The organism is Streptomyces flavalbus (assembly GCF_042674625.1).
Lineage (GTDB): Bacteria > Actinomycetota > Actinomycetes > Streptomycetales > Streptomycetaceae > Streptomyces > Streptomyces flavalbus.
In genome coordinates this window covers 2,814,913-2,828,744 of sequence record NZ_JBHTEB010000001.1, presented here as the reverse complement: position 1 = coordinate 2,828,744, position 13,832 = coordinate 2,814,913, and the positions used below count along the sequence as shown (strand labels likewise).

The 13,832-nt window shown below is 72.5% G+C and carries 11 protein-coding genes; 4 read left to right on the top strand and 7 right to left on the bottom strand.

The window, feature by feature from the left end:
• The first annotated feature begins 169 nt into the window (after positions 1-169).
• From ettA to ACFQZ6_RS12565, 3 genes are read left to right on the top strand one after another with little or no spacing between them, the layout of a single operon-like run.
• Entirely contained in the window at positions 170-1,834 is a 1,665-nt protein-coding gene (ettA, locus tag ACFQZ6_RS12575) for an energy-dependent translational throttle protein EttA (protein WP_381607715.1), read from the top strand.
• A gap of 2 nt (positions 1,835-1,836) precedes the next feature.
• The gene (locus tag ACFQZ6_RS12570; RefSeq protein ID WP_381607713.1) at positions 1,837-2,247 is read left to right on the top strand and encodes an acyl-CoA thioesterase; all 411 of its coding nucleotides are present in this window, start codon (positions 1,837-1,839) and stop codon (positions 2,245-2,247) included.
• Entirely contained in the window at positions 2,244-2,927 is a 684-nt protein-coding gene (locus ACFQZ6_RS12565) for a hypothetical protein (RefSeq protein ID WP_381607711.1), read from the top strand. Before ACFQZ6_RS12570 ends, ACFQZ6_RS12565 begins: the two co-directional genes overlap by 4 nt.
• Before the next feature lie 29 nt (positions 2,928-2,956).
• Here the strand turns inward: ACFQZ6_RS12565 and ACFQZ6_RS12560 are convergent, their stop codons facing one another.
• Positions 2,957-3,370 carry a globin gene (locus tag ACFQZ6_RS12560; protein ID WP_381607709.1) on the bottom strand — a complete coding sequence of 138 codons (414 nt, stop codon included), beginning with the start codon at positions 3,368-3,370 and terminating at the stop codon, positions 2,957-2,959.
• 111 nt (positions 3,371-3,481) lie between these two features.
• Between ACFQZ6_RS12560 and ACFQZ6_RS12555 the strand changes: the two genes are divergently transcribed.
• The gene (locus ACFQZ6_RS12555) at positions 3,482-4,507 is read left to right on the top strand and encodes a methyltransferase domain-containing protein (protein ID WP_381607707.1); all 1,026 of its coding nucleotides are present in this window, start codon (positions 3,482-3,484) and stop codon (positions 4,505-4,507) included.
• Here ACFQZ6_RS12555 and ACFQZ6_RS12550 read toward each other — a convergent pair.
• The 6 genes from ACFQZ6_RS12550 to ACFQZ6_RS12525 form a co-directional block, all read right to left on the bottom strand.
• The gene (locus tag ACFQZ6_RS12550) at positions 4,488-5,897 is read right to left on the bottom strand and encodes an FHA domain-containing protein (RefSeq protein WP_381607706.1); all 1,410 of its coding nucleotides are present in this window, start codon (positions 5,895-5,897) and stop codon (positions 4,488-4,490) included. The two genes, ACFQZ6_RS12555 and ACFQZ6_RS12550, sit on opposite strands and share 20 nt — an antisense overlap.
• Positions 5,898-5,967: 70 nt before the next feature.
• Positions 5,968-7,314 (bottom strand): vWA domain-containing protein, encoded by a 1,347-nt coding sequence (locus tag ACFQZ6_RS12545; protein WP_381607703.1) that lies wholly within the window; start codon positions 7,312-7,314, stop codon positions 5,968-5,970.
• Positions 7,315-7,469: 155 nt separating this feature from the next.
• Complete coding sequence (locus ACFQZ6_RS12540) at positions 7,470-8,777, bottom strand: PP2C family serine/threonine-protein phosphatase (RefSeq protein ID WP_381607701.1); 1,308 nt, start codon at positions 8,775-8,777, stop codon at positions 7,470-7,472.
• Between the two features lie 3 nt (positions 8,778-8,780).
• The gene (locus ACFQZ6_RS12535) at positions 8,781-11,411 is read right to left on the bottom strand and encodes a serine/threonine-protein kinase (protein WP_381607699.1); all 2,631 of its coding nucleotides are present in this window, start codon (positions 11,409-11,411) and stop codon (positions 8,781-8,783) included.
• 22 nt (positions 11,412-11,433) lie between these two features.
• Positions 11,434-12,741: a hypothetical protein gene (locus ACFQZ6_RS12530; protein ID WP_381607697.1), complete on the bottom strand. Its 1,308-nt coding sequence runs from the start codon at positions 12,739-12,741 to the stop codon at positions 11,434-11,436.
• Positions 12,742-12,798: 57 nt separating this feature from the next.
• Complete coding sequence (locus tag ACFQZ6_RS12525) at positions 12,799-13,824, bottom strand: glutamate ABC transporter substrate-binding protein (protein ID WP_381607696.1); 1,026 nt, start codon at positions 13,822-13,824, stop codon at positions 12,799-12,801.
• Positions 13,825-13,832: the final 8 nt, after the last annotated feature.

Below are 13,832 nucleotides of genomic sequence, written 5' to 3'. Positions count from 1 at the left end.
CGCCCCACGTCCGCCCTCATGCCGCTCCCCCCGCCCGCGACCGCCCCCACCTGATGAAGAGTGCCAGGTCAGAGGGGTCGGTGGAGACGAGTTTCCGCCCAGGGGTGGCGGTACGGCAAGATGGGGTGTATCTGCCCACTGCCAGATTCAAGTTGCCGGACGGTTTCTCTTGGCTGAGTTCATTTACACCATGCGCAAGGCGCGCAAAGCGCACGGCGACAAGGTGATCCTCGACGATGTCACCCTGAACTTCCTGCCGGGGGCGAAGATCGGCGTCGTCGGTCCGAACGGTGCCGGTAAGTCGACCGTGCTGAAGATCATGGCGGGGCTTGAGCAGCCGTCGAACGGGGACGCCTTCCTGTCGCCCGGGTACAGCGTCGGCATCCTGCTCCAGGAGCCCCCGCTGAACGAGGAGAAGACGGTCCTCGAGAACGTCCAGGAGGGCGTCGCCGAGATCAAGGGCAAGCTCGACCGGTTCAACGAGATCGCCGAGCTGATGGCGACCGACTACTCCGACGCGCTGCTCGACGAGATGGGCAAGCTGCAAGAAGAGCTGGACCACGCCAACGCCTGGGATCTCGACGCCCAGCTTGAGCAGGCCATGGACGCGCTCGGGTGCCCGCCCGGGGACTGGCCCGTCACCAACCTCTCCGGTGGTGAGAAGCGCCGCGTCGCGCTCTGCAAGCTGCTGCTTGAGGCCCCCGACCTGCTGCTCCTCGACGAGCCCACCAACCACCTCGACGCCGAGTCGGTGAACTGGCTGGAGCAGCACCTCGCCAAGTACGCGGGCACCGTCGTCGCCATCACCCACGACCGGTACTTCCTCGACAACGTCGCCGAGTGGATCCTCGAACTGGACCGCGGGCGCGCCTACCCGTACGAGGGCAACTACTCCACGTACCTGGAGACGAAGCAGACCCGTCTCAAGGTCGAGGGGCAGAAGGACGCCAAGCGGGCCAAGCGGCTGAAGGAAGAGCTGGAATGGGTCCGCTCCAACGCCAAGGGGCGGCAGGCCAAGTCCAAGGCCCGCCTCGCGCGGTACGAGGAGATGGCCGCCGAGGCCGAGAAGATGCGGAAGCTGGACTTCGAGGAGATCCAGATCCCGCCAGGGCCGCGGCTCGGCAACGTCGTCGTCGAGGTCAACAACCTCGGCAAGGCGTTCGGCGACAAGGTCCTGATCGATGACCTCTCCTTCACGCTGCCGCGGAACGGGATCGTGGGCGTCATCGGGCCCAACGGTGCCGGTAAGACCACGCTCTTCAAGATGATCCAGGGGCTGGAGACGCCCGACTCCGGCTCGATCAAGGTCGGCGAGACCGTCAAGATCTCGTACGTCGACCAGAGCCGCGAGAACATCGACCCGAAGAAGACGCTCTGGGCCGTGGTCTCCGACGAGCTGGACTACATCAACGTGGGGCAGGTGGAGATGCCCTCCCGGGCGTACGTCTCCGCCTTCGGCTTCAAGGGGCCCGACCAGCAGAAGCCCGCCGGGGTGCTCTCCGGCGGTGAGCGCAACCGGCTGAACCTCGCGCTCACCCTCAAGCAGGGCGGCAACCTGCTCCTCCTCGACGAGCCGACCAACGACCTGGACGTCGAGACGCTCAGCAGCCTGGAGAACGCGCTGCTGGACTTCCCCGGGTGCGCCGTGGTCGTGTCCCACGACCGGTGGTTCCTGGACCGCGTGGCCACCCACATCCTCGCCTACGAGGGTGACTCCAAGTGGTTCTGGTTCGAGGGCAACTTCGAGTCGTACGAGAAGAACAAGGTGGAGCGGCTGGGACCGGACGCCGCCCGTCCGCACCGCGCCACCTACAAGAAGCTGACCCGGGGCTGATCTTGCGGCACATCTATCGCTGCCCCCTGCGCTGGGCGGACATGGACGCGTACGGCCACGTGAACAACGTGGTCTTCCTCCGCTACCTGGAGGAGGCCCGTATCGACTTCCTGTTCCGCCCGGACAAGGACTTCCAGCAGGGGTCGGTGGTGGCGCGCCACGAGATCGACTACAAGCGGCAGCTCGTCCACCGGCACCACCCGGTCGACATCGAGCTGTGGGTCACGGAGATACGCGCCGCGTCCTTCACCCTCTCCTACGAGGTGAAGGACGGGGACGTCGTCTACGTCCGCGCCTCGACCGTCATCGTGCCGTTCGACTTCGCGGCGCAGCGACCGCGTCGGATCACCGACGAGGAACGCGAGTTCCTGCGCGAGTACATGGACGACGCGGAGGAGGCCGTCGCCGCATGACGGTGCTGCACCTCGTCGACGAGGGGGAGGCGGCGGACCTCGCCGCCTTCCTCTCCCGGCTGCTCCACTACGACCGTGGGGCCGCCGTCCGTCTCCAGGCGGCGGGCAAGGCGCTCGCCGTCTTCGGACGGCCGCCGTCCTTCGAGGTGCTGGCCATCCGCACCGCGCGGCTGGCGAAGCCCTACGAGGACGGGATCGATCTCGTCCTCGACGTCACCGTCTCCGCCGGACAGTTCCTGGAGGCCGTCGACGAGAAGGCCGCCACCGTCGTCGTGCCCGCCGCGGTGACCGGGCCGCCGTGGGCGGGCGTGCTGCCGCCGCGCGGCGGCTGGCGGGCGGAGCCGGGGCTGCCCGGCCCCGACGACCTGCGGGCGATGGTCGCGGCCGGGGTCGCGGAGTTCCGCGCCCGGACGGGTGAACTCCCCGAGGAGCGGCGCACCCGGGCCGAGCTGGACCGCGTCGGGCGGGAGATCTGGTCCCGGACGGTCGGGGAGACGGGGCTGCCCGTGCGGGCCGTGCACGCCGCGCAGTCGCTGGGCTTCCTGCGCGGGCCGGGCGGTGGCGCGGGCGCGGGGCTGTTCTCGTCCGGGGCGTGGCTGCGGCTGCGCACCCCGTACGGGTCCATAGCCGTACGGGGGCGGGCGGGCGCCGGGGCGCTGCCGCTCAGCGTCCGCCGCTGAGCGGTCCCCCGGGCCGGTGTGCCGCGGCGTCAGTCCGGCGCGTTCACCATCGACGCCGCCGCGTACGTCATGTACCGCCAGAGCTGTTCCTCGTGCTCCTCGGACAGGCCCAGCTCGTCGACCGCGACCCGCATGTGCTTCAGCCACGCGTCGTGCGCGGCCCGGTCCACGGTGAACGGGGCGTGCCGCATCCGCAGCCGCGGGTGGCCACGGTTGTCGCTGTACGTCGTCGGGCCGCCCCAGTACTGGATCAGGAACAGGGTCAGCCGCTCCTCGGCCGGACCCAGGTCCTCCTCGGGGTACATCGGCCGCAGGACCGGGTCCTCGGCGACTCCCTCGTAGAAACGGTGGACGAGCCGACGGAAGGTCTCCTCCCCGCCGACCTGCTCGTAGAAGGTCTGCTCCTGAAGCGTGCCACGCCGAATCTCTCTCACGCTCCCCATGGTCTCAGACCGGGTGGAGGAGGACTCAAGCCCTAGGACCACGGGAGACCGGCGGCGCGGTGTTCGGTCCGGGCACTCGCCTCCCGGGCCCGGGCGCCGCACAGTGGACACATGGGCGCGCACGCTCTCGGCAACGACCTGGACGATCTCGCCGCGTCGGCGCGGGCCGCGCTGGTGCGGGAGATCGCCGCCGACGGCACCTTCGACGCGGACCCCGTCTGGCGGTCGGCGTTCGAGGCCGTCCCGCGCCACCTGTTCGTGCCGTACTACTACGTCGGTGTCGTCGGCGGCTTCGAGCGGCGCTGGTGCGACAGCCCGGAGGCGGGCGCGCGGGAACGCTGGCTGCGCGGGGCGTACGCCGACACTCCGCTCGCCACCCGGCTGCGCGACGGCGAACTGCTCTCCTCCAGCAGCCAGCCGTCCCTGATGGCGACCATGCTCGTCGAGCTGGGGGTGGTGGACGGCGACCACGTCCTGGAGATCGGCACCGGCACCGGGTACAACGCCGCGCTGCTCGCCCACCGGCTCGGTGACGACGACCTCGTCACCACCGTCGACCTGGAACCGGAGATCACCGACTGCGCCCGACGGCACCTCGCCGCCGCCGGGTACCACCCGGCCGTCATCACCGGGGACGGGGCGCGCGGGGTCGCGGAACGCGCCCCCTACGACCGGATCATCGCCACCTGCGCTCTGCCGTCCGTGCCCGGCGCCTGGATCGCCCAGTGCCGACCCGGTGGGCGCGTGCTGACCCCGCTCGCCACCGGTCTGGTCGCGCTGACCGTGCACGACGCCGGGCACGCCGAGGGGCGCTTCCTGGACACCGCCGCCTACTTCGTGCCGCTGCGGGGCGGCGGTACGCACGGGCCGGGGCCGGACGCCGTGCCGCTGGGCGGGGTGCCGCGCCGGGGCCGGGACCACGAGCTGTTCCGCTTCCTGCTCGCCCTCACCCGGGGCCGCCTCGACCCGCAGGAGGCGTACGCCCTGTGGGAGCGGGAGGGCCAGCCGGGGCGCGGGCGGTACGGCATCACCGTGGTCGGCGACCGCGAGTGGGCGTGGCTGGACGACCCGGAGGGGCCGTACTCCTGGCCCCTCCCGGGTGGTCCGGCACCCGGCCTCAGCCCCGGCGGATCGTGATCGTCGTCCAGGCGCCCACGTGCACGCGGTCGCCGTCCTGGAGCGGTACCGGCACGAACGGCTGGATCGGCTCCTCCGAGCCGTTGACCGTCGTACCGTTCGTCGAGTTCTGGTCGACGATCGCCCAGGTGCCGTCCGGCTGCTGCACCAGCACCGCGTGCTGGTGCGAGACGCCCGGGTCCTCCGGCGGCACCGACAGGTCGATGTCGGGGGTCTCACCGGTGGAGTGGCGGCGGCGGCCGATGGTGACCTGGTTGCCGGAGAGCGTGCGCTGCTGCTCCGGGGAGTAGGCGGGCAGGTTCAGGCCCGCCGCCTCGGGGCCGGAGCGCTGCATCATCGACATGAAGTAGTCGCGGTCTGGGCCGATGGTCGCCAGCCAGGTCGCCGGGCGCTGCGGGGCGGCCGGGGCGGGGGGCCCGGGCGGGGCCTGGGTGGCGCCGGGCTGGGGGTAGCCGTAGCCGCCGCCCGGTCCGGCCGGTCCGCCCGGTCCGCTGGGGGCGCCGGGTCCGCCGGGGCCGGTCGAGGCGGGCGGGGAGAGGACCCAGTCGTCGTCGCCGCCGAAGGGGGAGGCGCTGGGTGCGCCGCCCGGCTGGGGGCGGTTCGGGTCCTGCGGGAAGCCGGGGGGCGGGGGCGGGCCCTGCGGGCCGGGCCCGGGGCCGCCCTGGCCGGGGGGCTGCTGGAACGCCTGCGGGGCGCCGCCGCCCGGACCGGGCGCGCCGGGGGCACCTGGGCCACCGGGGCCGTTGGGACCGCCGGGCCCACCGGGGCCGCCGAAGCCGCCCGGTCCCCCGTGCGGGGTCGGGCCGGGCGGGGGCGGAACCGGTCGGGAGGGGTCGCCGCCGAAGGCGGACGGGCCGGGCCCACCGGGTGCGCCGGGGTGGCCGGGAGGTCCCGACGGTCCCGGCCCGGGAGGCCCGGGGGGTCCGGGCGGACCCGACGGGCCCGGGTCGCCGCCGAACGGCGATCCGTGTGGGCCGCCCGGGGGGATCGGCTCGGCCGGGCGGTTCATCTGGGACGGGCGTGAGCCCTGGTACTCGTACGAGTCACCGCCCCCGAACGACGGCGGCGGACCGGTCGGCCGCTGGAAGTTCGGGCCACCGGCACCCGTCGACGAGGGGCGCGGCGCGGCCGGGGTGTACGAGGTCGCGGTGTTGGTGAGGAAGTTCCACCGGCACTCCTCGCAGAACGGCGCGCCGCCCTCGCGGGGCGTACGGCACTGCGGGCAGAGTTCCGGTTCGGGGTTCCCCCGGCCACCGCCGGGCGGCGGGAAGCCGTACCCACCGGGCGGCGGTGGCGGCGGGGGCGGAGGCACGGCACCGGCCATGCGGTGACCGCAGACCTCGCACCAGTCGTCGGAACCCGACTGGTGTCCGTTCGGGCAGGTCGGCATGTCGGCGCTTCCCCCTCTCCTTTCCGGCCGCTTTGACCGGATTTCTCCAACCCCGAGGGGTCAGGCTCAGTCACTTCTTTACACGAACAGTCTTTGTCGACCGAGTTTCGAGCGTCATCTCGTCGGCGTCCTCGACCTTCGCCTTCAGTCGCACAGTACCTGTCGGGGCATCGACCACGTCCACCACCTTCGCAAGCAGTTTCGCGGTATCGGCGTTGCCGGAGACGCTGGCGAGCTGAACCGCGCGGCCCAGTTTGGCCGTTGCTCCGTCGAAGTCTCCCGCTTTGCGTAGATCGAGCCCTTGTTGGATGGCCTGTGCCAGTTCGGCCTGCCCGGTGTAGTGGGCGACCTGGGGGTTGATCGAGGTGGAGGCGGCCATGTCGTCGGTCCACACGGCCCGTACGAGACCCTGGGCGCCCAGGTTCTGCACGGTGCCGTCGGGGTGCGGGATGACCAGCGAGACCCGCGCCGCCAGCATCTCCTGGCCGATCCCGGCGGCCGGGACCTCCACGCAGACGTGGTAGTCACGGGACTCGTCGCCCCAGGAACCGGTGGGGTAGTCCCCGGCCCGCGGGCCCGCCTCCGTGCGCCGGTCGGTCAGTTCCTCGACCGTGGGCGCCACTTGCTTGACGAACCTGATCGTCGTACCGACAGGGGTCCACAGCCGCAGGGCGACGTCCGCGACCTCCTTGCCCATCGCCGTCTCCATCATCTGCGTGAAGTCGGCGGCGAGTCCGGAGGGGTCGGCGACGATGTCGGCGGTGCCGAGCAGGGCGGAGGCGATCCCTGTGACTTCTTTCACTTCCCAGTCGGTGCCCACGCCCCGCGCGTCACAGGTGAACCGTCCGGCGCAGGCGTCCAGCGACGCCTTCAGGTCCTCCGCCGACTCGTGCTCGTTGCGGCCGTCGGTGAGCAGGATGCCGTGCCGGATCGCGACGTCCGCCGACGACAGCAGCCGGTCCGCCAGCCGCAGCCAGGTCCCGATCGCCGTGCCGCCGCCCGCGCTCAGCTTGCGCAGCGCCTGCTTGGCCTGCTCCCGGGTGGTGGCGTCCGCGACCGCGAGCCTGCCGTTGCCCGGGTACACCTCGCGGGCCACGTGGGTGCCGCCGATCACCGCGAAGTGCACCCCGTCGCGCAGGGTGTCGACGGCGGCGGCGGTCGCGTCCCGGGCGTTGCGCATCTTGGTCGGCGGGTAGTCCATCGAACCGGAGCAGTCGACCATGATCGCCACGGCCGCGGACGGGCCCTGGCCCGGCGAGTAGAGGTGGGGCGCCGCCGCGGCGCTCCCGATCGTGCCCCCGCCGGTGGCGGTCACCGTGACGATCGCGTTGACCTCGCGGCCACCCTCCGGGAGGTACTCGTTCTGGTACACATCCACCGAGAACTGCGGCACGTTCGACTTCGAGAAAATGGCCATGCCTACTCAAATCCCCCTTGTGGCCCTGGTCGACGCCACCGGGCGCGCACCAAGGCGACGACTGTGTGCGGACCGGTCCCCTCCGGTCCGTTGTGGTCCCTAGCGGTCCGTCGTGGTTGCTCGCGGTCCGTGTTGCCCACGTATGACCCGTGGCCTCAGGCCGATCCTGCCCCCTGCGGTGGGGTCGGGAACGGCACGAGGGCCACTGTTACGTTGTCGTGGCCCCCGCCGTCCAGGGCGTGGCCGACGAGGACCCGGGCGGCGTGCAGCGGCCGGGCGGCGGCGTCGGCGGGCAACACGCCCGCCATCTCCTCGGCCGCCTCGGCGTAGTTCCACAGCCCGTCCGTGCACACCACCACGACACCCGGCCGGTCCGGTTTGAAGGAAGCGGTGTGCGGTTCCAGTTCGTAGGCGTCGGCGCCGAGCCAGCCGGTGATCGCGTGGGCGCGCTCGTCGGCGTACGCCTCCGCCTCGTTCATCAGGCCCGCGGCGACCATCTGCGCGGCCCACGAGTCGTCCTCGGTGAGCCGGGCGGGCGGCGCGGCGCGGTCCACCGGCACCCAGTAGGCGCGGCTGTCACCGACCCAGCCGACCACCAGCAGCCCGGACGTCACCACCGCGCCGACCAGCGTGCAGGCCGGGGCGTTCTGGTGCGGGGCGTGCTCGCGGGCCGTCTGGGGCTCCTGTGCCAGCGAGTTGACCGCGCGGGACGCCGCGACGATCGCCTCGTGCATCGCCTGCTGGGGATGCGTGCCTAGCGGCAGCGCGGCGAGCAGCGACTCGCTCGCCGCCTTCGACGCGGCCAGCGAGGCGTCGTCCGGGCGGGTCGCCGAGGAGACGCCGTCGCAGACGATGGCCAGCGTCGCCGGTGAGCCGTCGGGCAGCGCGGTGCGGCCGATCGCGAACGCGTCCTCGTTGCGGTGGTGCCGCAGGCCGCGGTCGCTCACCGCGGCGACCGGGCCCGACTCCTGCTCCATGTGGTCGCGTTCGCGTGGCTGGGCGTGCCCGCAGGTCTCGCAGTAGCCGTCGTCGTCGACCCGGCCCGCGCGGCAGGCGACGCACACCTTGGCGGCGTCGGCCGCCAGGGGCGGGGCGCCGGGGTCCGCCTGTGCGGCCAGGTCCGCGGCGATCCGGGGGTCCGGGGCCTGGAGGGGGTAGTCCTCCGGCACCGGCTCCGGTGCGGGCTGAGGCGTGGGCTGGGGGTGCGGCTGGTGGCGGTGGTCGAAGCGGACCTCGGTGCCCGCCACCGGCGGGGGTACGGCGGTGACCGCGGCCGTGGGCAGTTGCCCGGGGGGCGGTGGCGCCGAGCCGTTGGTCATGGTGAGCGTCGGGTTGTCGTCCGGCGGCGGCGGTACGGCGGACAGGTCGTACCCGCACGCACCGCAGAAACGGTCACCCGACTCAAGCGGCTCGGCGCAGCTCGGACACCTCGACAGGGCGGCCTGCTGGGGCAACTGCGACATCAACTACACCCATGTCCGGGGGCGGTAACGATTGGCACGTTCCACCAGGTCGATCCTCTCCTCGCCGCCCCGGGCCAGCCGGGCCAGTGTGCGGTACGAACGCTCCAGGCCGAACCTGAGGCCCCGTTCGTCCAGGCCGCTGCCGAGCAGCGTCCGTCCCCCGGCGGCCTGGGGCGGGACGGAACCCTGGCTACCGGAGAGTATCCAGTCCAGCGCGCAACCGAGCACCTCCGTCGCCAACTGCTCGCGCCGCGTCGGGTCCAGACCGTACCCCTCCAGCGCCTCGACCTGCCGCGCGGCCGCGGTCAGATCGTCCAGGAAAGGTACGGCACTGGTGACTTCCGTGCGCTGCCGCAGTCGCGCCCGCACTGCCGCGACTCTAGCCGGGATGTAGTGGATGGAGCTCTCCGGCACCGACTCCAGCGTGGTGACGGCACCGCGCCGGTCACCGCTCGCCAACTGCACCCGCGCCAGCCCGAACGCGGCGCTCACCTGGCTCGGGTCCGTCGTCCACACCAGGCGGTAGTACTCGGCGGCGTTGTCCAACTGGCCCAGCACCTCCGCGCACACGCCGAGCGCCAGCTTGGGCGCGATCTCGCCGGGGAAGGCGTCGTAGATCGCGTCGAAGGCGAGCGCGGCGCTCTCCCGGTCGCCGGTCACCAGCGCGGTCACGCCCCGGTACCAGACCACCCGCCAGTCGTCCGGGCGTTCCGCCTCCAATTGGCCCAGGGCGGACAGCGCGGGGGCCGGGTCGCCGTTCTCCAGCCAGGCGCGGATCTGCCTGAGCCGGGTCTCCACCGACGCCGCCGGGGCCGCGGCGAGCGCGCTCAGCAGCTCCGCTGGTGCCGTCGCCAGCAGGCCCGCGAGGAAGCCCGCGTTGGGGTCGGCGGGGTCGACCCGGGGGACGGGGAGGGCCAGGGCGGCGGTGGGGGTGTGGATGGGCTTGACCAGGGGGGTGGGGGTGGCGGTGGGTGGGGGCGGGGGTGCTGCGATGGGTGATGGGGTGGGTGGTGTGGTGGGTGGTGTGGTCGGGTCCGTGCCCTGGGGGAGGGCTGCCCGGCGGGTGCGGGGGGCGCGGGCGCCCAGGCGGGAGACCTCGCCCTCCAGGCGCGGGAACAACTCCGTGTCCGGCACCTTCAGTTCCGGGCCGAACAGCGTCGACAGCGCCGGGCGCGCCCGGCCCGTCTGGAGGGACACCACCTCGCGCAGTACGCCGGTGAGCTGCTCGGCCATCTCCTGCGCCGAGGCGAACCTGCGCGCCGGGTCCGGGTCGGTCGCGCGGACCAGGAGGCGGTAGAACGACTCGTACCGGCGGAAGACCTCGATGCTGTCCGGGTCCGGGAGGGAGTCCGCGAAGACCGTGGTGTAGCCCTGGAAGTCGAAGGTGAGGACCGCCAGCGTGCGCGCCACCGTGTACAGGTCCGACGCCACCGACGGGCCGACCTCGGCGACCTCCGGCGCCTGGTAGCCGACCGTGCCGTAGATCGCCGACTCGTCGTCGTCCATGCGGCGCACCGCGCCCATGTCGATCAGCTTGAGCTGGTCCTCCGTCTGGATGGCGTTGTCGACCTTGAAGTCGCAGTACAGCAGGTTACGGCTGTGCAGGTGGTCCAGCGCCTCCAGCGCCTCGATGCCGTACGCGCACGCCTGTTCCACCGGCAGCGGGTCGCGGCGGCCCTGGGGACCGCGGCGGGCGTTGGCGATCTCCTTGAGCGACTTGCCGCCCACGTACTCCATGACGATGTAGCCGTCCAGGGAGCCGGTGCGCTGGTCGAGGTGCTCGACGAAGTTGTAGATCCGTACGATGTTCGCGTGCTCGATCTCCGCGAGGAACCGCCGCTCGGAGATCGCCGCGGCCATCGCGTCCTGGTCGCCGGTGTCCAGCAGGCCCTTGAGCACCACCCAGCGGTCGGACACCGCGCGGTCCACCGCGAGGTAGATCCAGCCGAGGCCGCCGTGCGCCAGACAGCCCGCGACCTCGTACTGGCCGCGGACGATGTCGCCCGCCTTCAGCTTCGGGATGAACGAGTACGGGTGGCCGCACTTCGTGCAGAAGCCCTCCGTACGGCCCGGCCGGTCACCCCGCGCGCGGCCCACCGGCGCCCCGCAGTCCGAGCGCGAGCAGAACCGCTTGCGCTCCGGGACCTCCGGGTTCTCCAGCACCATCGCCCTGGGGTCCGGCCGCGGCACCTGCGGGACCTGCACCAGGCCCGCGCCCAGGCGGCCCCGCGAGGACGAGGCCGCCGTCGAGCCCGAGCTGCGGACCGACACCGAGCGGCCCGTCGACCTGCCCGACAGGGAGCGGGAGAGCCTGCCCGACACCGAGCGGCGTGACTTCGACGACTGCGACGACGTACGCGAAGAGGTGCGGGAACTCGTGGAGCCCCGCGCGCTGGAGCTTCCGCTGCCCGACGAACCGCGCGAGCCCTTGCCGCCCGCCGTGATGCCCGTGGGCGGGGAGCCGACCTCGCCCGTCGGTGAGACCACCGGGGCCAGGCCGCAGGTGTCGCAGTACAGCTCGCCGCCGCCCATGTCCTCGTACGCGCCGTCGCAGCCGGGGCGCTGGCAGGGCTGCCGGGACTGGTCCGGGTGGGGCTGGCCCGTGTGGGGGCCGCCCGTGGGTGCCTGACTCATGACGCTGTGTCCCCCTTCTCGCTCATGCGCCCGGTCCCTGGCGGTCCTGCGGGCCGCTCAGGAGGTCCGCCGCCGCCTGTTGGAAGCGCAGCACCGCCTGCTCGGCCACCCGCAGGTCGCAGGGCGCGCTCCACAACATGCGGCGCGCCTTCTCGTACCGCTCCATCAGCAGCGGGTCCTCCGCCAGGCCGTGCCGGGCCACCTTCGCCTTGTACGCGTCCAGCCGCCCGCGCAGCTCGGCGCGGACCGCCAGCGGGGCGGTGACCGCGGTCAACGACTCCCGCGCGCGCAGCAGTTCGTCCTCCGCCTTCTGCTCCAGCGACTCCAGGAGCGGCGACAGGCGGTGCCACTGGCCCTGGCGGCGGTACTCCGCCGCCGTCGCCAACTGCTCCTGGAGCGCCGTGGGCGGGCCGCTGACCGGCGGGACCTCCGTCGCCGCGATCTTCGCCAGCACCTCGCCGCGCGCGGTACGGGCCTCCGCGAGCGTGCGGTCCGCCCGGGAGAGGATGTCCCGCAGTTTGATCAGCCGCTGTTCCGCGTCCTTGCGGACCTCCAGTACGGCGTCGATCTCCCGGCGGACCTCCTCCAGCGCCCGCGCCTCCCTGTCGTACACCGTCGTGTCCGGTCGGCCGCCGCCCGGCGCCGAACTGCCCTGCGCGGGCACCCAGTACGCCAGCGGGTCCGACACGACCTGCTCGCGCAGCGTCGTCAGCGTGCGCGTGATGCGCTCCAGGTCGTCGCCCGCCGGGTGCTCGCCCGGGCGGACGCCCACCGAGTGCGCCAGTTGCCGGGTGCGCTGGAGTTCCGCGGCGAGTAAATCGATCCTGGCGGGCAGGGCCGACCAGACCGCGTCGGCCGCGACGACCATGTCCAGCGACGTCGCGTACAGCTCGTTCATGCGGTCGACGAGGGTGGTGAGGGAGTAGCTGTGGCTGAGCTTGCCCGTGCCGTGCAGGGTGGGCGCGTTCGCCGTCGCCGCCGCCGTGGCGCTGCCCGCCACCGTGACCGACTCGCCGCGCAGCAGCTCCGTCAGCTCCGACAGGTCCTCGCGGCTCGACCAGCGGCGGCGGGAGCGGATGTCCCGGGCCGTGCGCAGGGCGTCCGTGTACGCGTCGAAGTACGTCCACAGCAGCGTGATCGCCGCCTCCGTGGCGGCCCAGCGCTCCTTGGTGATGCCGGTCAGGTCGGCGCCCTCCAGGAGTCTGCGGCCCGCGTGGTCCTGGAGGGCGAGGAGCGAGGTCTCGATCGCCTCGTGCTCCGCGCCGAGCCGCGCCAGCGCACGGTCCACCTCGTCCCGGTCCAGTACCGGCCCGGTGGGTCCCGCGCCCATCGATCACCTCTCGTTGCTGTTGTGGTGGCGGTGTGTGCCGGTTGGGGGTTGGGCTGGTCAGGTGTACTTCGGTATCGGTGGTGTTGCCGAGTCCGAGTTCGAACCCAGCGTCGCCGAGAGCCAGTTGTCGTACGACCTCTTCCAGCCGCCGTCCTTGCGGTAGTCCTCCAGTATTCGGTTGACCCGGCGTACCAGATCATCCGCGCCCTTCTTCATCGCCACGCCGTAGTACTCCGTGGTGAACGTGTCCCCCTTCAGCGTCACCGTCGGGTCCTGCGCCGCCTGGCTCGCAGCCAGCGCGCCGTCCGTCACCACCGCGTCCACCTCGCCCAGTTGGAGCCGGACCAGGCAGTCGAGCTGGTTCGGGACGGTCAGGGAGATGTCCGCGGAGGCGGGCAGCTCACCGGACTTCTTGTCCGCGTCCAGCTTCTCGTACGCCGTCGAACCGTCCGCCGAGCAGATCCGCTGGTCGGCGAGCGACTCGTCGTAGCCCTTGATCGGGGAGGACTTGGGGGCGAGGACCTGTTGGCCCGTCACGAAGTACGGGGCGGAGAAGTCCACCTGCTCCAGGCGGGAGCAGGTGATCGTCATCGTGCGGACCACCATGTCGACCTGGCCGCTCTGGATCGCCGGGACGCGCTGGTTGGTCGGGATCGCCTTGAACCTGATCTTGTCCGGGTCGCCCAGCAGCTCCTGCGCGATACGGCGGGCCAGGTCGATGTCGAAGCCCTCCAACTGGACGTCCGTGTCCGTGTTGTTCGGGTCGCGGTAGCCCCAGCGGTAGCTGTTCTGGTCCACGCCGACCGAGAGGTGGCCGCGCTTCTTGATGGCCTCGATCGCCGGGCCCTCGGCCAGCGAGGGGGAGAGGCTGAGGTCCTGCGGGTTGTCCTCGCACGCCTCGGCCCTGGCCTGGGTGCCCTCGGCCACGCCCTGGCCGCCGATGCCCGTGCTGCCGTCCCGCTGTGCGGGGGTCTGGGTGAGTGGCAGCAGCAGGACCAGGAGGGTCGCCAGGGCGCAGACGACCGCCATCGCGCCCACTCCGCCCCAGCCCCGGAGGCTGGTCCGCCAGCGTTGTGCGTGCATCCTCACGC